General features: G+C 33.7%; 19 protein-coding genes and 4 rRNA genes. 4 read left to right on the forward strand and 19 right to left on the reverse strand.

The features are described from left to right. Nucleotides 1–19 precede the first annotated feature (19 nt). From rrf (C4N20_RS04470) to C4N20_RS04490, 5 genes are all read right to left on the reverse strand, one after another. Nucleotides 20–136 (reverse strand): 5S ribosomal RNA (gene rrf / locus C4N20_RS04470). 35 nt (nucleotides 137–171) lie between these two features. After that, nucleotides 172–288: ribosomal RNA gene (gene rrf / locus C4N20_RS04475) — 5S ribosomal RNA — on the reverse strand. A 70-nt stretch (nucleotides 289–358) separates the two neighbouring features. Next, nucleotides 359–3269 (reverse strand): 23S ribosomal RNA (locus C4N20_RS04480). 173 nt (nucleotides 3270–3442) lie between these two features. Continuing rightward, nucleotides 3443–4950 (reverse strand): 16S ribosomal RNA (locus C4N20_RS04485). Together the 16S, 23S and 5S rRNA genes form the textbook arrangement of a ribosomal RNA operon. 221 nt (nucleotides 4951–5171) lie before the next feature. Continuing rightward, nucleotides 5172–5843: a Crp/Fnr family transcriptional regulator gene (locus C4N20_RS04490; protein WP_005980456.1), complete on the reverse strand. Its 672-nt coding sequence runs from the start codon at nucleotides 5841–5843 to the stop codon at nucleotides 5172–5174. A 121-nt stretch (nucleotides 5844–5964) separates the two neighbouring features. On the opposite strand from C4N20_RS04490, the gene C4N20_RS04495 reads away from it, so the two are divergent. Then, nucleotides 5965–6318, forward strand: coding sequence for a hypothetical protein (locus tag C4N20_RS04495; RefSeq protein WP_005980454.1), 354 nt, complete (start codon nucleotides 5965–5967; stop codon nucleotides 6316–6318). Between the two features lie 61 nt (nucleotides 6319–6379). Here C4N20_RS04495 and C4N20_RS04500 read toward each other — a convergent pair whose 3' ends face one another. From C4N20_RS04500 to C4N20_RS04515, 4 genes are read right to left on the reverse strand one after another with little or no spacing between them, the layout of a single operon-like run. Next, nucleotides 6380–7009 (reverse strand): phosphotransferase, encoded by a 630-nt coding sequence (locus C4N20_RS04500; protein ID WP_167537216.1) that lies wholly within the window; start codon nucleotides 7007–7009, stop codon nucleotides 6380–6382. 38 nt (nucleotides 7010–7047) lie between these two features. Continuing rightward, nucleotides 7048–7311, reverse strand: coding sequence for a hypothetical protein (locus C4N20_RS04505; RefSeq protein WP_005980450.1), 264 nt, complete (start codon nucleotides 7309–7311; stop codon nucleotides 7048–7050). A gap of 9 nt (nucleotides 7312–7320) precedes the next feature. Continuing rightward, the gene (locus C4N20_RS04510) at nucleotides 7321–8688 is read right to left on the reverse strand and encodes an MATE family efflux transporter (RefSeq protein WP_005980448.1); all 1368 of its coding nucleotides are present in this window, start codon (nucleotides 8686–8688) and stop codon (nucleotides 7321–7323) included. 33 nt (nucleotides 8689–8721) lie between these two features. Further along, nucleotides 8722–9213: a deoxycytidylate deaminase gene (locus C4N20_RS04515; protein ID WP_005980445.1), complete on the reverse strand. Its 492-nt coding sequence runs from the start codon at nucleotides 9211–9213 to the stop codon at nucleotides 8722–8724. A 136-nt stretch (nucleotides 9214–9349) separates the two neighbouring features. Between C4N20_RS04515 and C4N20_RS04520 the strand changes: the two genes are divergently transcribed. Further along, nucleotides 9350–9844: a hypothetical protein gene (locus tag C4N20_RS04520; RefSeq protein WP_005980443.1), complete on the forward strand. Its 495-nt coding sequence runs from the start codon at nucleotides 9350–9352 to the stop codon at nucleotides 9842–9844. A 77-nt stretch (nucleotides 9845–9921) separates the two neighbouring features. On the opposite strand, the gene C4N20_RS04525 is transcribed toward C4N20_RS04520, so the two are convergent. From C4N20_RS04525 to C4N20_RS04555, 8 genes are all read right to left on the reverse strand, one after another. After that, on the reverse strand, nucleotides 9922–10977 hold the full coding sequence (locus C4N20_RS04525) for an AEC family transporter (protein WP_005980441.1): 1056 nt from the start codon (nucleotides 10975–10977) through the stop codon (nucleotides 9922–9924). Between the two features lie 107 nt (nucleotides 10978–11084). Next, nucleotides 11085–12152: a branched-chain amino acid aminotransferase gene (locus C4N20_RS04530; protein ID WP_005980440.1), complete on the reverse strand. Its 1068-nt coding sequence runs from the start codon at nucleotides 12150–12152 to the stop codon at nucleotides 11085–11087. 148 nt (nucleotides 12153–12300) lie between these two features. Continuing rightward, nucleotides 12301–12450: a hypothetical protein gene (locus tag C4N20_RS16475; protein WP_005980438.1), complete on the reverse strand. Its 150-nt coding sequence runs from the start codon at nucleotides 12448–12450 to the stop codon at nucleotides 12301–12303. 128 nt (nucleotides 12451–12578) lie between these two features. Beyond that, complete coding sequence (locus C4N20_RS04535) at nucleotides 12579–12845, reverse strand: HU family DNA-binding protein (RefSeq protein ID WP_005980436.1); 267 nt, start codon at nucleotides 12843–12845, stop codon at nucleotides 12579–12581. Next, nucleotides 12838–13128, reverse strand: coding sequence for an HU family DNA-binding protein (locus tag C4N20_RS04540; protein WP_005980435.1), 291 nt, complete (start codon nucleotides 13126–13128; stop codon nucleotides 12838–12840). Before C4N20_RS04540 ends, C4N20_RS04535 begins: the two co-directional genes overlap by 8 nt. Nucleotides 13129–13253: 125 nt before the next feature. Then, nucleotides 13254–16400, reverse strand: a complete 3147-nt coding sequence (locus tag C4N20_RS04545) for an autotransporter family protein (RefSeq protein ID WP_005980434.1) — start codon at nucleotides 16398–16400, stop codon at nucleotides 13254–13256. Nucleotides 16401–16935: 535 nt separating this feature from the next. Beyond that, nucleotides 16936–18438, reverse strand: a complete 1503-nt coding sequence (gene yfcC / locus C4N20_RS04550) for a putative basic amino acid antiporter YfcC (protein WP_005980432.1) — start codon at nucleotides 18436–18438, stop codon at nucleotides 16936–16938. A gap of 130 nt (nucleotides 18439–18568) precedes the next feature. Next, nucleotides 18569–20161: a toxin-antitoxin system YwqK family antitoxin gene (locus C4N20_RS04555; protein WP_231940483.1), complete on the reverse strand. Its 1593-nt coding sequence runs from the start codon at nucleotides 20159–20161 to the stop codon at nucleotides 18569–18571. A 315-nt stretch (nucleotides 20162–20476) separates the two neighbouring features. On the opposite strand from C4N20_RS04555, the gene C4N20_RS04560 reads away from it, so the two are divergent. Then, complete coding sequence (locus C4N20_RS04560) at nucleotides 20477–22219, forward strand: flavocytochrome c (protein WP_005980428.1); 1743 nt, start codon at nucleotides 20477–20479, stop codon at nucleotides 22217–22219. A 123-nt stretch (nucleotides 22220–22342) separates the two neighbouring features. Here C4N20_RS04560 and C4N20_RS04565 read toward each other — a convergent pair whose 3' ends face one another. Further along, nucleotides 22343–22864 (reverse strand): hypothetical protein, encoded by a 522-nt coding sequence (locus C4N20_RS04565; RefSeq protein ID WP_005980426.1) that lies wholly within the window; start codon nucleotides 22862–22864, stop codon nucleotides 22343–22345. Between the two features lie 166 nt (nucleotides 22865–23030). Between C4N20_RS04565 and C4N20_RS04570 the strand changes: the two genes are divergently transcribed. Beyond that, on the forward strand, nucleotides 23031–23441 hold the full coding sequence (locus C4N20_RS04570; RefSeq protein ID WP_005980424.1) for a hypothetical protein: 411 nt from the start codon (nucleotides 23031–23033) through the stop codon (nucleotides 23439–23441). Nucleotides 23442–23740: 299 nt separating this feature from the next. Here C4N20_RS04570 and C4N20_RS04575 read toward each other — a convergent pair whose 3' ends face one another. Beyond that, nucleotides 23741–24274 carry a flavin reductase family protein gene (locus tag C4N20_RS04575; RefSeq protein ID WP_005980422.1) on the reverse strand — a complete coding sequence of 178 codons (534 nt, stop codon included), beginning with the start codon at nucleotides 24272–24274 and terminating at the stop codon, nucleotides 23741–23743. Between the last annotated feature and the right edge of the window lie 19 nt (nucleotides 24275–24293).

Consider the following 24293-nt stretch of genomic DNA (forward strand, 5'->3'; position numbering starts at 1 on the left):
TTTATATAGAAATAAAAAAGCTTAGCGAATTCCTATCCTCCCGGGAGGCTTCCCTCCAAGTACTTTCAGCGTTTATGGGCTTAACTTCTGGGTTCGGAATGGGACCAGGTGTACCTCCATAGCTATCTTCACTAAGCATATATATATAAATTATTTATTTTCAGTTAAAAAGCTTGGCAAGTTCCTATCCTCCCGGGAGGCTTCCCTCCAAGTACTTTCAGCGTTTACGGGCTTAACTTCTGGGTTCGGAATGGGACCAGGTGTACCCCCGCAGCTATTCTTACCAAGCTGTGTGTGTATTATTTCTAATAGACACTTGAAACTATATAGTAGCATACGCTTTCGCGCTTTCAATCTTTAGGTTAAAACTTTGACTTATTAGTATTGGTCAGCTAAAAGCCTCGCAGCTCTTACACCCCCAACCTATCAACCTTCTAGTCTCGAAGGAGTCTTAAAGAATACTTATCTTGAAGCTGGTTTCCCGCTTAGATGCTTTCAGCGGTTATCCGTTCCAAACGTGACTACCCAGCTGTGCCACTGGCGTGACAACTGGTACATCAGAGGTTTGTCCATCCCGGTCCTCTCGTACTAAGGACAGATCTTCTCAATATTCTAACGCCTACAGTGGATAGGGACCGAACTGTCTCACGACGTTCTGAACCCAGCTCACGTACCGCTTTAATGGGCGAACAGCCCAACCCTTGGGACCTTCTCCAGCCCCAGGATGCGATGAGCCGACATCGAGGTGCCAAACTTTGCCGTCGATATGGACTCTCGGGCAAAATCAGCCTGTTATCCCCAGGGTAGCTTTTATCCGTTGAGCGACGACCCTTCCATTCGGAATCGCCGGATCACTATGTCCTGCTTTCGCACCTGCTCGACCCGTCAGTCTCGCAGTTAAGCTCTCTTATGCCATTGCACTCTGCGGTTGATTTCCATCCAACCTGAGAGAACCTTTGAACGCCTCCGTTACTCTTTCGGAGGCGACCGCCCCAGTCAAACTGCCCACCTAGCACTGTTTCCGTGGCTACAAACCACAGATTAGAATTTCGACATTGAATGGTTGGTATTCCACCGACAACTCCAATACAGCTAGCGCCATATCTTCATAGTTTCCCAACTATCCTATACATGCAATGCCAAAACCCAATACCAAGCTACAGTAAAGCTCCATGGGGTCTTTCCGTCCTACTGTAGGTAACCGGTATCTTCACCGGTAGTACAATTTCACCAGGCCTCCCGTCAAGACAGCGCTCAAATCATTACACCATTCGTGCAGGTCGGAACTTACCCGACAAGGAATTTCGCTACCTTAGGACCGTTATAGTTACGGCCGCCGTTCACCGGGGCTTCAATTCGGAGCTCTCACTCCTCCTCTTAACCTTCCGGCACTGGGCAGGTGTCAGCCCATATACATCGCCTTACAGCTTAGCATAGACCTGTGTTTTTGTTAAACAGTTGCTTGAGCCTCTTCACTGCGACCCCCAAATGCTTTACAGCGCGTAGCTGTTAACATCCAGGGGCACCCCTTCTCCCAAAGTTACGGGGCAATTTTGCAGAGTTCCTTAACGAGAGTTAGCCTGTCCGCCTTAGATTTCTCATCCTGACCACCTGTGTCGGTTTCGGGTACGGGCAGTTATACCTTAACGTTAGAAGCTTTTCTCGGCAGCGTGGGATTTGTGCATTCATCTTACGACTATATATCACACCTCAAGTCTAATCTAGCGGATTTTCCTACTAGACCACTCTACATGCTTTTACGGGAACTTCCGTTCTCCCGCGCACATACCCTTCTGCGTCCCTCCATCACAAAATATAACTGGCACAGAAATATTAATCTGTTTTCCATTCGCCTACGCATTTTAGCCTCGGCTTAGGTCCCGGCTTACTCAGGGAAGACAAGCTTTACCCTGAAAACCTTGGTCTTCCGGCGAGGGGGATTCTCGCCCCCTTTCTCGCTACTTATTCCTGCATTCTCACTTCTGATACCTCCAGAGTTGCTTACGCTTCTCCTTCAACGGCCTACAGAACGCTCTCCTACCAATTGCTTACGCAATTCCACAGCTTCGGTTTATAACTTAGCCCCGTTACATTGTCGGCGCAGAGACTCTCGACCAGTGAGCTATTACGCACTCTTTAAAGGTATGGCTGCTTCTAAGCCAACCTCCTGGTTGTTTGTGAATCTCCACCTCCTTTCCCACTTAGTTATAATTAGGGACCTTAGCTGGTGGTCTGGGTTGTTTCCCTTTTGACAATGGAAGTTAATTCCCATAGTCTCACTCCTGAGCTTTGAATTATGGTATTCGGAGTTTGATTGAATTCAGTAAGCAATATGCCCCCTAGTTCATTCAGTGCTCTACCCCCATAATTAAACACTCAAGGCTGCACCTAAATGCATTTCGGAGAGAACGAGCTATCTCCTAGTTCGATTGGCTTTTCACCCCTAAACCTACCTCATCTCCCAACTTTTCAACGGCGGTGAGTTCGGGCCTCCACTGTGTCTTACCACAGCTTCACCCTGGACAGGCTTAGATCACCAGGTTTCGCGTCTACGCCCAGCGACTATGTCGCCCTGTTCAGACTCGGTTTCCCTTCGGCTCCGTTATACTTAACCTCGCCACTGAACGTAACTCGCAGGATCATTCTCCAAAAGGCACGCCATCACTCCGAAGAGCTCTGACCGCTTGTAAGCACACAGTTTCAGGTTCTATTTCACTCCCCTCCCGGGGTTCTTTTCACCTTTCCCTCACGGTACTATACGCTATCGGTTAGTAAGAGTATTTAGCCTTACGAGATATGGTCCTCGCAGATTCACACAGAATTCCTCGTGTTCCATGTTACTTGGGAGAGAACATACATTCTAATGAGTTTACCTGTACAGGATTATCACCTTCTACGATCTAGCTTTCCAACTAGTTCCAGTTCGGTCATTAGATATGTTGAATATCTTACAGTTCTTCAAACGTTCTTCCCACAACCCCATATAAGCAACGGCTGTATCCTTGACACTTATATGGTTTAGGCTCATCCCCGTTCGCTCGCCGCTACTTGGGGAATCGTTTTTACTTTCTTTTCCTCGAGTTACTTAGATGTTTCAGTTCACTCGGTACCCTCTTTCGTGCTAAGACTCCATCTTAGCAGATTGCTCCATTCGGAAATCTTGGGGTTGGCGCTCGTTTGCAGCTAACCCAAGCTTATCGCAGCTTACCACGTCCTTCATCGGCTCTTACTACCTAGGCATTCCCTGTGTGCCCTTAATTATTTTAACCTATTTTGTTTTTGTTTAATTTGATTGACAGCTAACTCTGTTTATATAAACAAGAGTTAAAATTGTATTTAATCTACTATATAGTTTCCAATGTCCATTTGATAAGTTATCCAGCGCTTAATACGCTGTAAGAACATTATCAATAGAATAGAGAAAGAGAAATGATCTCCTTAGAAAGGAGGTGATCCATCCGCACGTTCCCGTACGGATACCTTGTTACGACTTCACCCCAATCGCTAATCACACCCTCGGAACATCCCTCCTTACGGTTAGGCCTGTTACTTCAGGTGCAACCAACTCTCGTGGTGTGACGGGCGGTGTGTACAAGACCCGAGAACGTATTCACCGCAACATAGCTGATTTGCGATTACTAGCGATTCCAACTTCATGTACTCGAGTTGCAGAGTACAATCCGAACTAAGAATAGTTTTATGAGATTAGCTTACCCTCGCAGGTTTGCAGCTCTCTGTACTACCCATTGTAGCACGTGTGTAGCCCAGCGTATAAGGGGCATGATGACTTGACGTCATCCCCACCTTCCTCCTGCTCATCGCAGGCAGTCTCGCATGAGTCCCCAACTTAATGATGGTAACATACGAAAGGGGTTGCGCTCGTTGCGGGACTTAACCCAACATCTCACGACACGAGCTGACGACAGCCATGCACCACCTGTCACCAAGTTCCTCCGAAGAGGCACGAAAACATCTCTGTTAACTTCTTGGGATGTCAAACGCTGGTAAGGTTCCTCGCGTTGCGTCGAATTAAACCACATGCTCCACCGCTTGTGCGGGTCCCCGTCAATTCCTTTGAGTTTCATACTTGCGTACGTACTCCCCAGGCGGATTACTTATCGCGTTAGCTTGGGCGCTGAGGTTCGACCCCCAACACCTAGTAATCATCGTTTACGGCGTGGACTACCAGGGTATCTAATCCTGTTTGCTACCCACGCTTTCGCGCTTTAGCGTCAGTATCTGTCCAGTAGGCTGGCTTCCCCATCGGCATTCCTACAAATATCTACGAATTTCACCTCTACACTTGTAGTTCCGCCTACCTCTCCAGTACTCTAGTTTAGCAGTTTCCAACGCAATACGGGGTTGAGCCCCGCATTTTCACATCAGACTTACTAAGCCGCCTAGACGCGCTTTACGCCCAATAAATCCGGATAACGCTTGCGACATACGTATTACCGCGGCTGCTGGCACGTATTTAGCCGTCGCTTCTTCTGTTGGTACCGTCACTGACTTCTTCCCAACTGAAAGCACTTTACATTCCGAAAAACTTCATCGTGCACACAGAATTGCTGGATCAGACTTTTGGTCCATTGTCCAATATTCCCCACTGCTGCCTCCCGTAGGAGTAAGGGCCGTGTCTCAGTCCCCTTGTGGCCGTTCACCCTCTCAGGCCGGCTACCCATCATCGTCTTGGTGAGCCGTTACCTCACCAACTAACTAATGGGACGCAAAGCTCTCTCACAGCGCATATAGCTTTCATAACCAGATCATGCGACCCAATCATAATATCCGGTATTAGCATTCGTTTCCAAATGTTGTCCCAGTCTGTAAGGCAAGTTCTTTACGCGTTACTCACCCGTCCGCCACCTTCACCCGAAGGATCAAGTAGACTTGCATGTGTTAAGCATTCTGTCAGCGTTCATCCTGAGCCAGGATCAAACTCTTCGTTCAATCTATTTACTCAGTTATATAACTGATTGTTTACACCTATTTATTGTTTGTTGATTTTTTCATCTCTCTCTATTCTGTTGTTAATGTCCTTTTTTATTGTTTTTCTTTTCCGTCCCCTTTTCTCGTGGACAAGGATTATAATACCATAATTAATACTTCTCGTCAACAACTTTTTTTAAATATTTTAAAAATATTTTTTCTGCATTGAAAATCCCTTTATTTTATTGAGCTCTCAATCTATCCATATCAATTATTTTATATCTTCCTTTCTCAATTTTTTCTAAAATATTTTCTTCTAAAAAATTTTTTATTACTCTGGAAAGTGATGGACGACTCACATCAAAATATTCTGCCAAATCTTTTACAGATATTTTCATTTGAAAAAAACCATTTTTTTGATTTTCTAAAATATATTGACTAAATTTTTCTCCAATAGTCTTATTGGTAAAATTATTCCAAAGATGATTAGACAGAAATTGTGCTTTACAACTTATTCCATCTAAAAATTTTTTTAACAGTCTGTCATCTTTTTTCAATAATTGTATAAGTTCATTTTTTTCTATATAAAATACAGATGTAGAAGTTGTTGCATTTAAATCTACAGGAAATCTATTCTTATCACCAAAAATAAATGCTGTAGCTAAGAGAGAAAAACTTTCTATCTCTTCTATTCTCTTTACTTCTCCACTTTCTTTCAACATTTCTGTAGCTGCTTTTCCTTCCAAATTAATATATAGACCTTTTACCTCATCTCCTCTGAAAGCTATATTTTCATCTTGTGAATATTTTTTAATTTCATATTTTATTCCTGTAAAATATTTTTCTATATCTTTTTCTTCTATATCACAAAACAACTCTGTTCTTTTTAATTTTTTTATTATATCTAAGTTCATTATGCCTCCTAGTGACTACTCATACTTATTATTTTTTATCTTATCATATTTTTAAGCTTGAAAACATTATATTTCTCTGTTAAAATTACTACATCAAATAAATTAATTTTAGGGAGATATTATGAAAAAAATAGTTATTGTCTGTCCTTCTTGTCAAAAAAAGATGAAGATATCAGATAAAACAGCTAAATATAAATGTCCACATTGTGGAAACATATATAAATATACTTTTAATAAAAAAATCGTCCATGATGTAAAAGATGTAGCTGTTGGTTTTGTTACTACTTTAAAAGACATCAAGAACAACACAGTCAAAAAATACAATGACACAAAAGCAACTTATAAATATATGAGCCAGCTTAAAAAAAATATGAAAAATGATCCTAACTGGTCAAACTATAGAAAGCAGCAGGAAGAAATGAAGGATGTAACTCCTAAAAGATCATTTAAAGATCTTTTCAAAAAGAAAAAATAATAAAAAACAGGCTGATCAAAAAAGTTGGAATAGTCCTATCTCACTTTTCAGATCAGTCTTTTTATTTTTCAATCAAAAATTTTATTTCCTTTTCTATTAAATTTTTTATATCATTATTCTTTTCAAATGCATCTTCTTCTCTGCTCAGCATTTCCATTAAACTTACTATATTACACAGAACTCCCATTTCTATCCAATTTTCATCAAGGGAAATTTCCGCGTTTCTATTATATTCTTCACAGAATATTTCCATATCCTTTTTTGTAAAATAGTTTTTATATCTGAAAAATAGTCCTATATCAAAATATCTGTTTCCACATCCTAAATATTCCCAATCTGTAACATATATTTTTTCATCTTTATCCATTATTAGATTAGAAGTTTTAAAATCACAATGAACAAGAAAATTCTCTCTTTTTTTCTCTATCTCTTCTTTATATTTTCCTATTACTGCATCTAACTTTTTCATTGAATCTATTCCCATCCTCTTTCTAAGAACAGAATTTTCCATCAACATTTCAAAACATTCTTTTAAACTTGGAAGAGAATTTATTCCTTTCAAACTTAAAATTTTTATATTATGCAGTTCAGCTAAAATGAAAGCTATGTTTTTCAATAATTTTTCTGAAAATCTATTATTTTTTTCTAAATATTCATCTCCAGTTATAGAGTCTATATATTCATATATCATTATCCTCTTTTTTTGGCTTTTTACTATTTGAGAAAAAGTTAAGACAAGTCTTGGCATTGTAATTTTTCCTTTAATATTTTAAAAGCTGCTTCTTCATTCTTGCTCAAATTTTCATCAGCACATATTCTGAGAAAAAGTTTATCTGTTAAAGTATTAACCATATAGTTTGTATTTCGCTGTCCTTTAGATATTAATTTATAACCAGTTATTTTTATATCTTTCTCCATATTTTTCATAATATCTGTTACTTCTCCTATATTTACTTTTTCTACTTTTACAAATCTCTCCCAGTTTTTTTCCATGCTTTCTCCTTATCCTATTGCTCTTCTTTTTAAAAGTTTAGGAAATCTGATGCTGAATACTGTAGCTGTTATTGAAGCTGCTATTATTCCTGCTACTGGTTCTGCCAAAAATACTGCAAAGACTTTATTTTCAAAGAAAAGTGGAAATATTAAAGCAAAGGGAACTAAAAGTATTATTTTCTTTAATAATGAAAGTATAAGAGAAACTTTAGCCTCTCCCAAAGCAACAAATGTCTGCTGACATGGTACTTGAACTCCCATCATAAAAAGTCCTGCTCCATATATATTTAATGCCCAGACAGTAAACTTTATAAGTTCCTGATCTTCTGTAAACATAGTTACAAACATAGCTGGAAATAGAATTTCTATAAGCCATGCTACTGCACAATATCCCATACTCATAAATAAAAGTATTTTATAAGCTTTCTTTACTCTGTCTATATTTCTAGCTCCATAGTTATAACTTACTATTGGCTGAACTCCCTGTGCAAGTCCAAAAACTGGCATTTGAAGTACCTGAATAACACTTCCGCATATAGTCATAGCTCCTACTCCTAAATCTCCTCCAAACTTTTGAAGTGATGAGTTGAGCACTACATTTACTACACTGTTTGTACTCTGCATAACAAATGGAGAGAGCCCAAGTCCTATTATTGGAATTATTACTGATTTTTTTATTTTGAAATATTCTTTTTTTATCTTTATCTTTGTATTTTTTCCTGTTAAAAATTTTGTTACCCAAATTGCTGAAACAGCCTGTGATACAACAGTTGCAATGGCTGCTCCCTGCACTCCCATTTTAAAATAAAAGATTAAAATCGGATCAAGAACTATATTCAATACTGCTCCTATAAGCACAGTAAGCATTCCTGTTCTTGCAAATCCCTGAGCAGTTATAAAACTATTAAGAACTAATGTAGCCTGAACAAAAATTGTCCCGCATACATAGATATTAAGATATTTAAGTCCATATATAACTGTTCTGTCACTTGCACCAAACATCATCAACAAAGGCTTCTGAAATAAAAGAAAGAAAACAGTAAGAATTACTGCCATTACTATCATCCCAGAAAAACAGTTTCCTAATATTTCCTCTGCTGAATCATTGTCCTTTTCTCCCATTTTTATAGCAGCCTTTGGTGCTCCTCCCATTCCCAATAGAGCTCCAAAAGCAGATATAAGCATTACAATTGGAAATGTTACTCCTACCCCTGTAAGAGCTGCACCTCCAACCTCTGGTATTCTTCCAATATATATTCTGTCTACTATATTGTATAAAGCATTTATTAATTGAGCTGTGATTGCTGGAATAGTCAGATTAACTATTAATTTTCCAATACTATCTTTTCCCAGATCATTTTTTTTCATTTGTTCCATTTACTCTCCCCCATTTTGTTTTCTATATTATTCTTAATAATCTGAAGCTTTAAAAGATAATTCTAGTTTTTCTAATTTTGATTCAAGTTTTCTATATTTTACTCCTGCTGCATCCAACATTCTTTTTGATGCCATGTCAGATTTTGTTCCGCAATATTTATCTGAAAGATATACAAGTTCTTTTATTCCACTTTGAATAATAGCTTTGCTGCATTCATGACATGGAAAAAGTGCTACATACAGTGTACAGTTTTTCAATGTTTTTGTGCTGTTCAATATTGCATTTAATTCTGCATGACATACAAATGGGTATTTTGTATCAAGAAATTCCCCTTCTCTCTCCCAAGGAAATTCATCATCACTGCATCCCTTAGGAAGCCCATTATACCCCACACCAATTATCCTTCTTTCTTCATTTACAATACAGGCTCCCACTTGAGTATTAGGGTCTTTACTCCTTTTTGCTGAAAGAAGAGCTACTCCCATAAAATATTCATCCCATTCTATATAATCTTCTCTCTTCATGATCTTCTCCTTATAAAATATTTTTTATCATATATACCAATATATCACAACTGTCTCATTTTTTTCAAAATTTTATTTGTTATATCTGAAATTTTAAAGTAAAATAACCTATAAGTACATTACTAGGAGGCTATTTATGAAAAAAATAATATTTTTATTTCTATGTTTATACAGCTTGGCTTTTGGAATTGTTGATTTTAATGAAGTAAACTGGGGCGACAGCAAGAGCAGTCTTGACCTCATATTTCCAAAATTGAAAGAAGAACCATCTCTTTATCCTGACATGAAAATATATGCTTTTGAAAAACCAAATGCTAATGTCAGTAAATATACTTTCTATCTTACTAATGGAAGACTTTTTAAAATAGAAGTTCTTTTCAATAAAGAAACTGTAGGAAGAAATGAAATCAAGCAAATATATGATGATCTTGTACAAAAAATGGGAAAACCTATTTCAAAAAATCCAATTGACCAAAAATTCAATGGACTTAATTTAAAAGGTAATTCTTTAAAATTTGTCCCTAATATTTCTACTTCAGTTTATTATAAAGGTGTTGATACTGTAGACGACCTTGGAAAAATGATAGATTCTAATCTGATTATAGAATATGTAGATGCTACAAAAGAGTAAAATCAAAAAGCTGACTGAAAATTATAATGCTTTCTAGTCAGCTTTTTTTATTATTTTTTTCATATTACTCTCTTAATTTATGAAAAAATACCCATACTTTTTAAGATTTCAATAGTTATTATAAGAAACGGTATCATTGCTACACTAAATATTGAAGACATTAAAGAGCAGCTTGATGTAAGAACCGGCTCTTTATTAAAATGTATAGTGTATGTTGCAATTACTGTAGCTGCTGGTGTCGCCATCATCAATACAATAGTTGCCAAAGCTATATATGACGTCGTCAATACTCCTGTCATATTCATAATAGTATATAAAGCTACAAGAAATACTGGAATTACAACTACTTTTACAACACTATATCCCCATGATATTTTAGATTTCAATATATCATTAAAAGATACCCCTGCTAAAGTAATCCCTATAGACAGCCAAGACAAAGGTGCATTTAAAGAGGCTAGATACTGCATAGGTTTAAAAAGCCAGTATGCAGTCTTATCTATTCTTAAAAAAGCATATTTTCTTATTATATCTCCTTCAATAACTGATACCTGAAAAAAATAATTTTGAAACATCCACACAAACATTCCTAAAAAAGTTGCTACTATTATTGGATTGCTTATTATTTTACCCATGTTTTCTTTTTTTAATTTTACCCCTGCAATTGTCATATACCCATAAGTATATAAAAGAGCTCTATATGGAATATTAAATACTGAGGCATACATTGCTCCTGTATCCCCATATACAGCTTGTATTACTGGAATTCCAAAGACAGTAGTTGAGCCGAAAATTGTCATCATTCTCAAGACATCATTCCTGTCACCTGAATAATTTTTATAAAATATTTTAGTAAGAAAAATAAGTACCAAATGAATAACAATACCCCAAACAAGTATACTTAAACTTTGCTCCAGTTTCCTGCTGTCTATATCCTGCATAAAAGCATTATATGACAATGTAGGAATAGCCAGATTTAAAATAACCTTGCTCAAACTCCCTGCACAATTAGAAGGAATTACTTTTTTCTTAGTGAAGAAAAAGCCAGCTCCTATTATAACTATAACAGAAGATATTGTTCCTACTATATTATTATTTCTCATGATACTTTCAAGTATTTTTCCTATCTCCATATACATTCCCTCTTAATTTTTATATTCAAGTAAGTTTATCTTAGTTTTTCATAAATTTCAAGGAAAATTTACAAAATATATTCTTTTATATATTAGCTTCAATATTTCTATCTTTTCACTTCATAAGTCCAGTTAAATTTATCTTCTGCTTTTCCCCATTGGATATCTGTCAATGTATCATAAAGTTTTTGAGTAAGTTCTCCAGTTTTAAAATCATTGATCATAGCTATTTCCCCTTTGTAGTTCAACTCTCCTACTGGAGAAATAACAGCTGCTGTCCCTGTTCCAAAAGCTTCCTCTAATTTTCCTTCTCTTGCTGCTTCCATCAGAAAATCAATAGTAAAGTGTTCTTCATGAACTTTGTATCCCCATTCTTTTAAAAGAGCTATACATGAATCACGAGTTACTCCCGGAAGAACTGTTCCATCTATAGGAGCAGTATAGATTTCATTATCTATTTTAAACATTACATTCATCGTTCCAACTTCTTCTACATATTTTCTTTCTACTCCATCCAGCCATAATACTTGAGTATACCCCAGTTTCCCGGCTTTTTCCTGAGCTGCAATACTGGAAGCATAGTTTCCTCCGCATTTTGTAAACCCTGTTCCTCCTTTTGTTGCACGAACATATTCATCTTCAACATATATTTTTATAGGATTTACTCCCTCTGGGTAATAATTTCCTACAGGAGAAAGAATAATAATAAACTTATATGAAATTGCAGGATGTACTCCTACAGCAACTTCAGTAGCAAACATAAATGGACGAATGTACAAAGATGTTCCCTCTAAGTGAGGTATCCATTCCTTTTCATGAGCTACAAGAGTTTCTACTGCCTCAACAAACATTTCTTCTGGAATCTCTGCCATACAAAGTCTTTTATTAGAATTCCTCATTCTTTTTGCATTCATTTCTGGACGAAATAAAAGAATACGATCATCTGGTGTACGATATGCTTTTAACCCTTCAAATGTTTCCTGAGCATAGTGAAGCACCATAGAAGCCGGACTCATAGAAATAGGCCCAAATGGAACTATTCTTGCATCATGCCACCCTTGCCCTTCGTCATAGTCCATAACAAACATATAATCAGTAAAATGTTTTCCAAAGCCAAGTTTATCTTCGTCTGGTTTTACCTTTAACTGTTCTGCTTTTTCTACTCTTATTTTCATGTTTTTTCCCCCTTAAAATATATATTATTTTCTTTGATTTTAAATTTTTTTGTATAAAAAAAACAGCCCGTCAGGCTGTCTCTAATCAACATTATCAAAATATTCACAAAATTATTATAAATAAATATTACTATTTTCCATTTAGAATCTATTCAAATGAAATAAATTTATTCTTTATAACAAGAGGATTGTGGAATAATGTCGCAACTCTTCCTAACATAAATATCTGTATATAGTTTTTTTCTCTGCATATGAGTAGTATATATATGACAAATATTATGTTTATTATCACGAACATCTTTTTTCCTCCTCTTTCTAAAATCTTTTTTATAGGTTTGAGTATAAACCTAAATTTAAAAAAAATCAAGCATTTTTTGAAAAATTTTTTTTATTACATACTTTTTGAAAGATATTTTTCATCTATGATTACTTCATTTTTTTAGAAGCTCTGAATTTTACTGTCTTTTTAGGGTAAATCTCCATCTGCTCCCTTGTTACAGGATTTGACACCATTCGCGGCTGTCTTGTGAGTATTTCAAATATTCCTCTTTCTTGAAATTTTACCCCTCCATCTATAGCTATCGCTTCCTCTACTGTTTCAAGAAACTTTTCTATCTCTTCTCTTGCTTTTGTTATTGTTATTTTTTCTGAACTCATTTTTTGATATAGTTTTGCCAGCTCTTTTCTATTCATCTGCATCACCATTAGCTATTTTTATAAGTCTCTTCCCTGCTCGAAATTTTATTACTTTTTTAGGCTCTGTATATCTTGCCTCTTTCCAAATTGGTACTAATACTTTTCTGGACTTTACTTCTTTTTCTTCAAATACACCCCAGTATTTAAATACTACTTTTTTCTCTTCATCTAAAGCTTTCAGCAGTACATCCCAGAATAAATCTATCTTCTTTTTTACTTCTTTATGGCTTTTGCTTTTATTTCTCTTTTTGTAAAATCTTACGAACTCCCCTTCTGTCATATCTTCCCCTTTAAGTATTATATTTCCAAGTAAAAGACTGGCTATATGAGCCAGCCCTTCACTTGTAATTTAAAATAATTTCTTAGTAATTCGGTAGTTAAAAATTTTCATTATTGTTTTTGCAATTAGAACTTGTAACCTATTCCTGCTCCTACTATCCATTCACCTTTAGTTTTGTTTTTAGCAGAACCATTGTGTGAATCTCTTTCTACTGAATAAGTTCCCTTTACATCAAAGATTACTCCACTTTCAAGCTCCAGGGCATATTTAGCATTTAGCCCTATACTATGTTCATTTTTGTGAGCCACTAAAATATCAAAGTCTGTTGTTGAACCTTTAAATCTTCCTGTGATATATTCCTCATCTGCTCCATCAAGTATTTTAGTATAGCTGACTCCTGCTGAAAGTGTACTCTTTCCTTTTTCATGAGGTATTACTTTTTTCAAGTCTACTCCCACTTTTCCAACTGTATAATCAAATGATTTTGAATCTGTCTCAATAGCTAGAGTTTTATTTCCCTCATTAGCTCCATCTTGGTCTACATATGTATATGACAAAGTTGCATAAGGCTCTAAGAATAAGTTGTCTCCAACTTGATGCGAATATCTTCCATTTAAGTAGATATCGTAAGTCATATCTGAATATTTATCACTGTAGGCATTTCCTAATGTTCTTCTGTCTGCATCATATTCTGAGTACTGTATCCCTGCTCCTGCTTTCAATGTAAGGTTTCCTCTATAGTTTTCAGCAAATGCACCTAAGTACCCGCTATTTCCTTTTACCTTTGCCATATCTAGTTTTGCTTCACTTTTATTTCCTCCAAGTGTTACCCCTAGAGAAAGATTTTCTGAATATCCGTATTTAGCCAGCATATATGCTCCAGTTAGTTTCATATCTGCACTTGTATCTGCTGTTCCTACATCTATTCCATGATAATTCTGTCCATAGTATGTATCTTTAGTTCCTCCATCAGCGTGAGTAAGTCCACCCATTATCATCCATTTATTTGTCTCTGGTCTGAAAATATTATCAACAACTATATCTCTGAACATTCCCACTGATCTTCTTGATAACTCTGAACTATATGAGTAAGGAGTTCCTGTATATATATCATTTAGGTAGCTTAAAAGAATTTTTAACTGGTCTTCTGAAGAACTGTTGTAGTCATAATTTTTTCCAAGGAAAGTCATACCTAATATATCTCTTAACCCATCAAGATTTTTTTCATCTGTACTGTTGTAAATACTTTTATATATCTTATTTAAAGAATTGTATTTATTTACTTTAGGATTTACAATTCCATCTAAATCTGAACCTGCTCCTAAGTATATATATCCTTCATCTTTATATGTATCAAGGTCTACCTTATCTATGATAGAATTTGTCTTGACCTTTATATTATTAAGTTCTATATTTTTCATATTAACTAATACTTTTTTTCCTATTCCATTTGTTATGAAATTCAAAGTTCCTGCTTCTTCTGGAGAGATTCCCTCTATTGTCATTCCATCAGTTCCTGAAAAAGCATGAGTTGCTGTAGATATTGAAGTCGATGAAGCAATAGCTGCTGGTGATAAATCTCCATCTTTCTTCAATCTAAGGCTTAGTACCCCTGATTTCTCCACTGTAACTTTATCTGTTCCTGTTACTTTCATATCTTCAAAGAATGTTACATTATTGTCTATACTTATATCAGTAAAACCAGATATATCATAAAACATATTCATACTTCCATCAGCTTTTCCATAAAGATTAAGAATATTATTTCCTTTAGATTCCATCTTTCCATTTACTATTGCATTTCCCTCTAAGGTAACAGCATTGTCATTTCTATCTACTGTTATAGCAACCCCTTTATCTCTAGTATTTATTACAGAATCTCCTTTTATAGTAAGAGTACTTCCATTTTCAGTTATACTTATTGTTGTACTACCATCTGCAACTCCTCCATTTACTACTGTATTATCAAGAGTAAGCATTGACATTTCTTGATCCATTACAACTGCTGTCTTATATGCATTAACTACACTGTTATTTAATTCATTCTTTCTTCCACTAATTTTAAGAGTATCCTCTATTCCATTTAAAATATATTTTTTATCTGGAGAAATACTTTCCTCTTTATCAGAAGCTCCATTAGAATCATAATATGTTAACTTTCCTTCTTCTAAAGTTAAACTCTTCCAGTTTTTTATTTCTTTGCTAGCAGCATCTACCTCTGCGTCAACATTTATGATATCATAGCTAACTCCATCAATACTTATCTGATGTATTTCCCCAAAATTATTATGATAATCAACAGGAGAGCCACTATCACTGCCCCCTCCAATATATTTATTACTATCTGCTATAAAAGCTAGTCCATAGTTTTTTATTTCGTTATTATTCAGAGTACTACTTGTAGAAGAATCAACTATTGTTAAATTATTTACTACATTCTGAGAAGTATTACTAGATACAAGAAGCCCATAGTTATTTGCATTACTAATTATTTCACTAGAGTCATAGTTAGATATAGCATTAAACTGCCCATAAATTATTCCACTATTTTTTAATTTCCCTATACTACTTGAACTTTCATTGTCAATTCCAGTACTAGCAGATATAGTTCCACTATTTATTATCTCTCCTATACTACTTGAACTAGCGTTATAAATTCCCCTCATACTAGCAGATATACTTCCAGTATTTATTAAACTTGTTATACTGCTTGTACCACCTGAGCTTGAATAATTACCAATTCCATAATTAGAACTAGATATACTTCCACTATTTTTTAAACTTGTTATACTGCTTGTACTTCCTGAGCTTGAATTAGAATTATAAATTGCATAGTAATTACCAAATATCCTTCCTGTATTTGTTATACTTCCTACGCTTCCATCCTTATTATAAATTCCATATCCATACTCAGAATATGCCCCTATTCCTATAGCTGATATTGAACTGTTATTTACAAAACTCAAATTACTTAAATCTCCACTTAATTTCAGCCCATAAACACCTTCATCGCCATTATTCTCAAGAGATATTGTAGTGTTGTTTGTATAAGTTGTTGATCCTACATCCCATTTATTATCGGGATATGTACCTTCATCAATACCTGGTGTAAATGTTATATTGCCATCACTTTCTTTTATTTCCAACCCTACTACATCTGCCCCCATTGCCACTGTACAAGAGAGAAGCATTCCCACTACTGCCCCTATGGTAATATTTCTCCCTCTTTTTTTGTTCCCGCTTTTTACTGCCTTCATAATCTTTTCTATCATCTTTCCCCTCCTCAAAATATTTTTTCATCATTTTAATAAATGCAAGATTCACTAATAATTACTGTGTAGATCCTCTGTAAACTTTTATAAAATTCAGAGCATCTTCTTTCTGTACGCATTTATATACTTTTGCGAATAGTCATTTATTTATTAATTTTAGAGAAGGTTATTTAAATATAAAATATTGACTTTTTTGGGGAAATAATGTATCATCTATCATGTAAGTATAGCGTGTTAAATTATGAGTTAAAGAAATTTTTGGTATAAGCAAAAATGCAAGTGTTCGCCTTTGTATATAAAAGAGAACTTTTTTAAAGTATTCTTAAATTTAAAAATCCCCAGTAAATTTATACTGAGGACTTTTTTATTTTATTCTCTTTTTTTTAAAGAATGAAAATATATATTTATTATTTAATTTTATTTTCACTTTATTTTTTATAATTTCCTAAGAAAAAATAAAAAAACAGCAGTTAAGGTTGATTAGCCTCTTCTGCTGTTTTCTTTCATTTTTATCAATAAATATTTTCAATATTTTTTATTGAAGTTTCATTAACACTCCACCAATAACGAATAATGAACCAAATAGGAAAAGCCATCCTTGGAATTTAATTTGGAATTTTGCCCAAATTCCCCATTCTAATTTAGCAATACCTAATATAGCCATTAAGATTCCTGATGTAGGAACTATAAGGTTAGTGAATCCATCTCCTAATTGGAAGGCAAGAACTGCAACCTGTCTAGGAACTCCAACTAAATCTGATAGGGGAGCCATGATAGGCATTGTTAAAGCTGCTTGTCCAGAACCTGATACAACAAAGAAGTTGAATACAGATTGGAATATATACATTACCCAAGCTGATACAGCTGCTGGCAGCCCTCCAAGTCCGTTTGCAACCCAGTTAAGAACTGTATTAAGAACACTCGGTGTTCCAGCTTCTGTTCCACCTAGTACAAGAACTATTCCTTTAGCCATTCCAACTACTAAAGCTGCTCCGATCAAATCTTCTGCACCTTTTCTAAATGAAGTAGCTATGTCATTTACAGTCATATCATTAAGTTTGAAAACTACACCTATTATTCCTGCTACAATACCCATTATTACAAACTGAGTAGCTATTTCAGGAAGGTAGTAACCAAATACAACAACCCCATATATTATCCAAGCCATTCCTAAAAGAACAACTAATAAAACTAATTTATGTCCAAATTTGAAATCTACATCTTGCTGATCTTCTAATTTGAATTCTTCTCTATAGTATCTGTCAGCTTCATAAGAAATAGAACTTTGCGGATTAGCCTTTACTTTATTTGCATATCTAATAGTATAGAATATTCCAAATGCTGTAAAGAATGTCCACATAACCATTCTGAACCCTGCTGCTGAAAGTACAGGAATTCCTGCTACCCCTTGTGCTATAGCAACACTGAAAGGGTTCATCCAAGATGTTCCAAACCCTATTTGTGTAGAAACATAAGTGATAAGTATCCCTGTTATTCCGTCATACCCCATTCCAATTACTATTGGAATAAGCACCATAGCAAATGGTATCGCCTCTTCTCCCATTCCAAATACTGCTCCCCCTAGAGAGAATACAAAGAATACTATTGGAAGAAGCAGCCACTCTGATCCTTTTGTCTTTTTTATCAAGGCATAAAGTCCTGATTCAACTGCTTTAGTTTTTAATATGATTCCGAAAGATCCCCCAGTGATAAGAATAAACGCGATTACCCCTACTGCTGTACCCCATTTGTCTCCACTAACAATACCTTCAAATACATAGTTTGCTACTCCGACTTCTCCATTTGGCTCAAAGAATTTTATTCCTTTTACCAAAGGCTCTCCTTGTTCATTCAGTTCATAAGCAAAACTTCCTGCCACAGGAACTGTCCTAGTTTTTTCTGCCCCAGTTTCAGTTGTATAAGTTACTTTTTCCATTTGGAATTTACCTACTGGAACCGTATGTGTTAATATCGCAGCCAAAATGACTACAAAAAATATAATTACATAGGTGTCTGGCATGTTAAACTTTTTTTTCATTTTTACCTCCACAAATTTTTAATACTATTATTATACTTTATGTTTTTAATTAAATCAATACTTAATGATATAAACTATATTTAAAAATTTTGAGAGGTATTTCATCTGCCATTTTTTATGAGTATTTACACTAAAATCTTTTTCCCTGACTTATCAATTTTCCGTCTTGACTATAATGTTTATACTCTTTTTCCTTACCATTTTCATAAATATATTCTTCTGATATTTTTCCATTTGTATAAAAAAATCTCTGTACTCCATCTCTTTTTCCAGATTTATAATTTTCTTCAGATATAATAATATCTTTTGAATACTGTACCCATCTTCCTTCTCTCTCATCCATTTGATAGCTTCCCTGTTTATATAATTTTCCATTTGGATAATACTCAGTTACAGTTCCATGACGAAGTCCGTTTTTAAATTCCGACTCTCTTTTAAAATACTCTTTTCTATCAAAATCAGTAGGAGTATATTGAATTTGCTTCCCATCCATTTTACCATTTTCATTGTAATTATAAATAGCTACATTTTTTCCTTTTTCATCAAAAGTATTCCATGTTCCAACTCTCATAGAATCTTTATATGTTCCTGTTGTTTCTACATCTCCCTTTCTTGTATATTTCTTATAGTCTCCTTCTAACCTATCGTTAGAATATGTTTCTTCCACAGATACATTTCCATCTTCATAATAAGTTTTGAATACTCCTTCTTTTTTCCCAGAAACATAATTCAGCCTTCTATATATTTTTCCACTAGGATAATATATTTCTACAGTTCCATCTATTCCTCCGTTTATATAATTTCCCTGCTCTATTTTATTTCCGTTTTTATCATATTTTATGTAAGCTCCATTAAGCACTCCTCCCTGAAAATTTTCTTCCCAGACAAGAGTTCCTTTTCTGCTTATTCCCTGCCATAAACCATCTTTTCTATCTTGAGCATAGCTTCCTTTTACTTCGATATTTCCATCTTGATAGTATTTTACATAGCTTCCATTTTTCTTTCCTTCTTCATAATTTATTTCATATTGAAGATTTTTTCCAAAGTATGTTTTTTCTATTCCCTCTTTTTTTCCATTGACATAGTCTACTTCAAATTTTTTATCTCCATTGGCAGCATACATTGTATATTTCCCATTAAGAATTCCGTTAACATATATTCCTGTTGTTTTTATATTTCCATTTTCATATTTTGAGATATATTCTCCTATTGGTTTATTTTCCCTATATGTTATTTCTTCTTTCAAAAGCCCATTAGTATAGAATTTACTCCATCTTCCATCTCTCGTTCCATCTTTATATTCTCTTTTCTCCTTTATTCTTCCATTTGTATCATAAAGGATCTCTTCTCCATCTTTCTTCCCATCAGTATATGAAGTTTCTGATTTTATACTTCCTCCGCTGTAGTATTCTTTATACACTCCGTTTTTCAGCTCTCTTTTTGCAGTAGTAATTGTAGTAACAGCAGTAGGATAAGTTCTTACCTTGGGAAGTGAAGGCGTCACTGTAGTTTTTGTAGTCTTTGTTGATTTTTTAGATGTTTTTGATAGAATTGCTGCTATTTCCATATTTTTCTTGCTTTCACTAATATTAGCTTCTATTTTTGATTTTATATCTAAGCTCTTTATCTGCTTCTGAGCAAAATATATTCCACCAGCTAATATTCCTGATATAATTAATATTACAACAAACGCTATTAAAAAATTTTTTCCTTTTTCACTCATATCTTTCCCCCATTCTTGTATTTTCACAACTATATTGTACCTTCTTATTCCTTTTATTTCCATAATCTTTTTTATATCTTTTTTTAATTCACAAAACTTGAGAACAATTCTTTAATTTTTTACATTGTAATAGTTCTTTTATTTTTTATCAAAATTCTTTTATATATTTTTATTTATCGTATTTTAAGTTTAAAGAATATTTTTATTTATTTCTCTTTTTATTATTTAATTCTCCTTGAAAAAATAGATGCAGGATAAAAATATCTAAGGTATAATTTTAGTAAGATCATCACTATATATAAAAAGGGGGTTTACATGAAAAAAATATTGTCTATTATTATGACATCTGTTTTATCATTTAGTTTATACGCTGTAAATACAGAATATAAGACTGATGTAGTCATTGTAGGAAGTGGGGGAGCTGGTATGACTGCTGCTCTTTTTGCAGCTGAAAATGGTGCTAATGTAGTTTTATTAGAAAAAACTGGATATATGGGGGGAGCTACTCTTATGTCAGCAGGAATAATACCTGCTACAGGAACTAAACAACAAAAAGATGCTAAAATTGATGATTCCATAGAAAATTTCAAACTGGATATATTCAGAGCTGCAAACTATAGTCAGGATAAAGATATGGTTGAAACTGTTGCTTCTGAAGCTAAATTGACTATTGAATGGCTGGAAAGCATTGGTGTCAAATTCAATCTTATTACTAATGCTTTGTATTATGGACAGTCAAATTATAGAATGCATATAGCTGAAGGTTCTGGAGCTGGTATGACTGCTAAAATCATAGAAGCAGTAAAGAAAAACCCAAAGATTACTGTACTTAATTTTACAGCTGGAACTGGGTTGATAACAGATAAAGAAGGTGTTAATGGAATTAGGGCTAAAAAATCTAATGGAGAAGAAATTGAAATATACGCTTCTAAAGTTATATTAGCAACTAGTGGTTTTGCATCTAATGAAGAAATGTTAAAAAAATATATTCCTGAGATAGTTGATGCTTATCCTTTAACAGCTCCTGGGGCAACTGGTGAAGGAATAGTATGGGGACAGAAACTAGGAGCAGAATTAAAAAACATGCACGCTTATCAAGGACATGCAGTTTTCAATCTTCAAACTAAAGGAAGCATGGATCTTTCTATTCTTTCAAGAGGAGGAATTCTTGTAAATAAAGATGGAAAAAGATTCACTAATGAGATAATGGGATATTCTGAACTTACTCCTCATGTTGTTAATCAAAAAGATGCTACAGCATACATACTATTCAATAAAGAAAATGCTGAAAAAACTGGTAATTTTAAAAATTATACTTCTGCTGGAATAGTTCTTGAAGGAAAGAATATATCTGAAATTGCTAAAGCTATGAAAGTGGATGGAAAAGAACTTGAAAAAACTATTAAAACATATAATGAGGGAATAGAAAAAGGAGAGGATGTTTTCAACAGAACTAAACTTCCTAAAAATTTCCATGGTCCTTATTATGCTATTGAAATAACTGGAGATTTGAGACATACACAGGGAGGTCTTGTTATAACACTTGATGGAGAAGTAAAAAAAGAAAATGGAGATAAAATTCCTAATCTTTATGCTGCTGGTGGTGTAACTGAAGGGTTCTCAGGGGCTGGAGGGCCTAACTATATGTCAGGTAATGGTCTTTTGCAGGCATTCGTTTTTGGTAGAAGAGCTGGTATATCTGCTGCTAAATCAATAACTAATCCTATGGATAAAACTATTATCAATAATATTGCAGCTTTCAAAGATAATAGAATTGTAAAAGATAATAAGTACAAAGATGGAAAATATATAGGTGAAGGAAAAGGGTACAAAGGAAATATAAAAGTAGAAGTTACTGTTAATGGTAATAAAATTACTAAAATAGAAGCTGTTGAATATAAGGATACTGAAATAATATTCAACTCTGCTCTGGAAAAAATATCTGATGATGTGATCTATACTCAAAATACTGATAAAATAGATTCAGTAGCAGGTGCTACAAGTTCTGCAAGAGGTATAGGAACTGCCATAAAAAATGCTGTGAAATCAGCTAAATAACAAAAAGCCCATATTGAATTTAACTATTCTGTATGGGCTTTTATTTTTATTTATTTTTTTTATTTGAAACTCTATCTACTTTATACATTAAAAACCTTATGTAGTCCATTATACTTATTTTCTCTATTTATCAGAGTATGGTTCAAAAATAATTTTTATATTCTTTTCACTTTCTCTGCTGGCTGTTATTATATAGTAATCTCCATTTTTATATACACTATTTGTCTTTTTCATATAAGGTATTATATCAAGTTCATCTTGAGCTGGAGCTTCTGGTATCTTATTTAAAGAATCCATTATTTTATCTTTTAAATCTTTATCAATAATTCCTTCATTTAATTCTTCAACTAAGCTTATCAATCTCTTTTTAAGCTCCACTTGATTTGTTTCTAATTTATAGCACGATACAATTATCCCTATTCCGTAAGGAGTTTCTTTATCTTTTAATAAAATATCTATTTTTTCACTAAGCTTGCCATTTCTTTTTTCAAAAAAATAATATGTATTTTCATCATTAAAAACAAAGCCATCATTTACAAGAATACTTTTTATTTTTTCCAATTCTATCTTTTTTAAAAATAACTCTTTAGAAAAGCTCAAACTAACAACTGCAAAAAATAAAGCCAAGAATAAAATCTTCTTCATAGTCTATCCCCCTTTTAATAAAACATCCTATATTTTTTATTTATTTAAACAATATTCATCTTCATTTGCTAAAAGTCAACTAGAACATGCCAAAAGGCAACCAATACTGTATAGACATATTTCCTCCCAATTGTTATTATAGTATAAAAAAATGGAGGTTTTAATTATGGGATGGTTTTCTTCTAAAAAATGTGAAACAAATATTTATATCATATCAGAAAAAGTAAATGAAAAAGTAAAATTTAATTTTATTTTTTACTCTCTTGATGAAGGATTAAAAAATGATTATGAATTTCTGAAAAAAATCAGAGATAACATAGGAGATTTAAAAGAAAAATTAAAAACACCTGCTTGGGAAAAATTCAGTCTGAAGCTGTGGTATAACTATGGAAAAAGCAGTGGGCCTCTTGGTGCTGTCAATTGTGTTGCTGAACTTCCTCTTGATGTTACTGAAGGAAAAATCCTCTATGCTGCTATTGTAAATCTGAATAAAAAAATAATAATCCCTGAAAATTATATTTTACCAGTTACCATTAAAAACTATGATAATATAAGAAAATCTACAATTATTTTTTAATCTTTTTATTATTTCAAAAAATTTCATAAACTCAATAATTTAAAACGCTTATATAAACATTCTCCTCAAGTTTATATTTTCTTTTTTATAAAAAATTTAATTTTTCAATAAGTTCATATATTTATTCTATTATGGAATATTATTTATATTATAATTCTCTTTTCTCCTTATTTTATCATAATTTTTTTAAGTTATAATTAATATTTTAAACTATACAATTCCATAAGCGTGTGTCACTAAGTTGTTTTTTTCAATAAAAAAGAGCTGCAAATGAATAATCTCATTTACAGCTCTAAATTTTAATCTTTTACTAATATTTTTTCTATTTCAGCTATATAGATAAGGTGATATCCTCCCCCTTCTCCACTTGCACTATTTTTACCACCATACCATTTTCCAGTAAAAGTATCATTTCCTCGAAAATCTTCCTGCCTAAGAGGAGTAGTACATAATTTTCTACATGTAAAACTCATTCTCGCTTCTTCAAAGTATGGAGTTTCTTCATCATGGACTACTGTAAAGCCACATTTAGCTATTTTATCTTCATCTCTTCCTGATATCACTCCACAATACCCCAGCTGCTTTCTATAGCTGTTATCAAATACTGTCAGAGAAAATGTATCTGAAGCTTCTAAAAATTCATAAGTATATCTTTCTGGACGTACTGCTACAAATACTACATTTTTTTTCCACAGCACTCCAAAACCTCCCCACCCTACAGTCATAGTATTAACTTTTCCTTCTTTTTCTGCTGTCATTAAAAACCAGTCTTTGGCAAACAATTTAAAAGTATTCTCATTTAATTCAATTGGTTTAATTTCATGAAATGCCATTATTATGTACTCTCCTTTT

The organism is Fusobacterium ulcerans (assembly GCF_003019675.1).
GTDB classification, from domain to species: Bacteria; Fusobacteriota; Fusobacteriia; order Fusobacteriales; family Fusobacteriaceae; genus Fusobacterium_A; species Fusobacterium_A ulcerans.

Bases quoted from the DNA above. Each gene is read 5' to 3' on its own strand.
- C4N20_RS04520 (WP_005980443.1), top strand. From the start codon at position 9,350: ATGAAAAAAATAATATTTTTATTTCTATGTTTATACAGCTTGGCTTTT.
- C4N20_RS04565 (WP_005980426.1), bottom strand. From the start codon at position 22,864: ATGAAGAAGATTTTATTCTTGGCTTTATTTTTTGCAGTTGTTAGTTTG.
- C4N20_RS04505 (WP_005980450.1), bottom strand. From the start codon at position 7,311: ATGGAAAAAAACTGGGAGAGATTTGTAAAAGTAGAAAAAGTAAATATA.
- C4N20_RS16475 (WP_005980438.1), bottom strand. From the start codon at position 12,450: ATGTTCGTGATAATAAACATAATATTTGTCATATATATACTACTCATA.
- C4N20_RS04560 (WP_005980428.1), top strand. From the start codon at position 20,477: ATGAAAAAAATATTGTCTATTATTATGACATCTGTTTTATCATTTAGT.
- C4N20_RS04530 (WP_005980440.1), bottom strand. From the start codon at position 12,152: ATGAAAATAAGAGTAGAAAAAGCAGAACAGTTAAAGGTAAAACCAGAC.
- C4N20_RS04555 (WP_231940483.1), bottom strand. From the start codon at position 20,161: ATGAGTGAAAAAGGAAAAAATTTTTTAATAGCGTTTGTTGTAATATTA.
- C4N20_RS04490 (WP_005980456.1), bottom strand. From the start codon at position 5,843: ATGAACTTAGATATAATAAAAAAATTAAAAAGAACAGAGTTGTTTTGT.
- C4N20_RS04525 (WP_005980441.1), bottom strand. From the start codon at position 10,977: ATGGAGATAGGAAAAATACTTGAAAGTATCATGAGAAATAATAATATA.
- C4N20_RS04570 (WP_005980424.1), top strand. From the start codon at position 23,031: ATGGGATGGTTTTCTTCTAAAAAATGTGAAACAAATATTTATATCATA.
- C4N20_RS04510 (WP_005980448.1), bottom strand. From the start codon at position 8,688: ATGGAACAAATGAAAAAAAATGATCTGGGAAAAGATAGTATTGGAAAA.
- yfcC (WP_005980432.1), bottom strand. From the start codon at position 18,438: ATGAAAAAAAAGTTTAACATGCCAGACACCTATGTAATTATATTTTTT.
- C4N20_RS04545 (WP_005980434.1), bottom strand. From the start codon at position 16,400: ATGATAGAAAAGATTATGAAGGCAGTAAAAAGCGGGAACAAAAAAAGA.
- C4N20_RS04535 (WP_005980436.1), bottom strand. From the start codon at position 12,845: ATGAATAGAAAAGAGCTGGCAAAACTATATCAAAAAATGAGTTCAGAA.
- C4N20_RS04575 (WP_005980422.1), bottom strand. From the start codon at position 24,274: ATGGCATTTCATGAAATTAAACCAATTGAATTAAATGAGAATACTTTT.
- C4N20_RS04540 (WP_005980435.1), bottom strand. From the start codon at position 13,128: ATGACAGAAGGGGAGTTCGTAAGATTTTACAAAAAGAGAAATAAAAGC.
- C4N20_RS04515 (WP_005980445.1), bottom strand. From the start codon at position 9,213: ATGAAGAGAGAAGATTATATAGAATGGGATGAATATTTTATGGGAGTA.
- C4N20_RS04495 (WP_005980454.1), top strand. From the start codon at position 5,965: ATGAAAAAAATAGTTATTGTCTGTCCTTCTTGTCAAAAAAAGATGAAG.
- C4N20_RS04500 (WP_167537216.1), bottom strand. From the start codon at position 7,009: ATGATATATGAATATATAGACTCTATAACTGGAGATGAATATTTAGAA.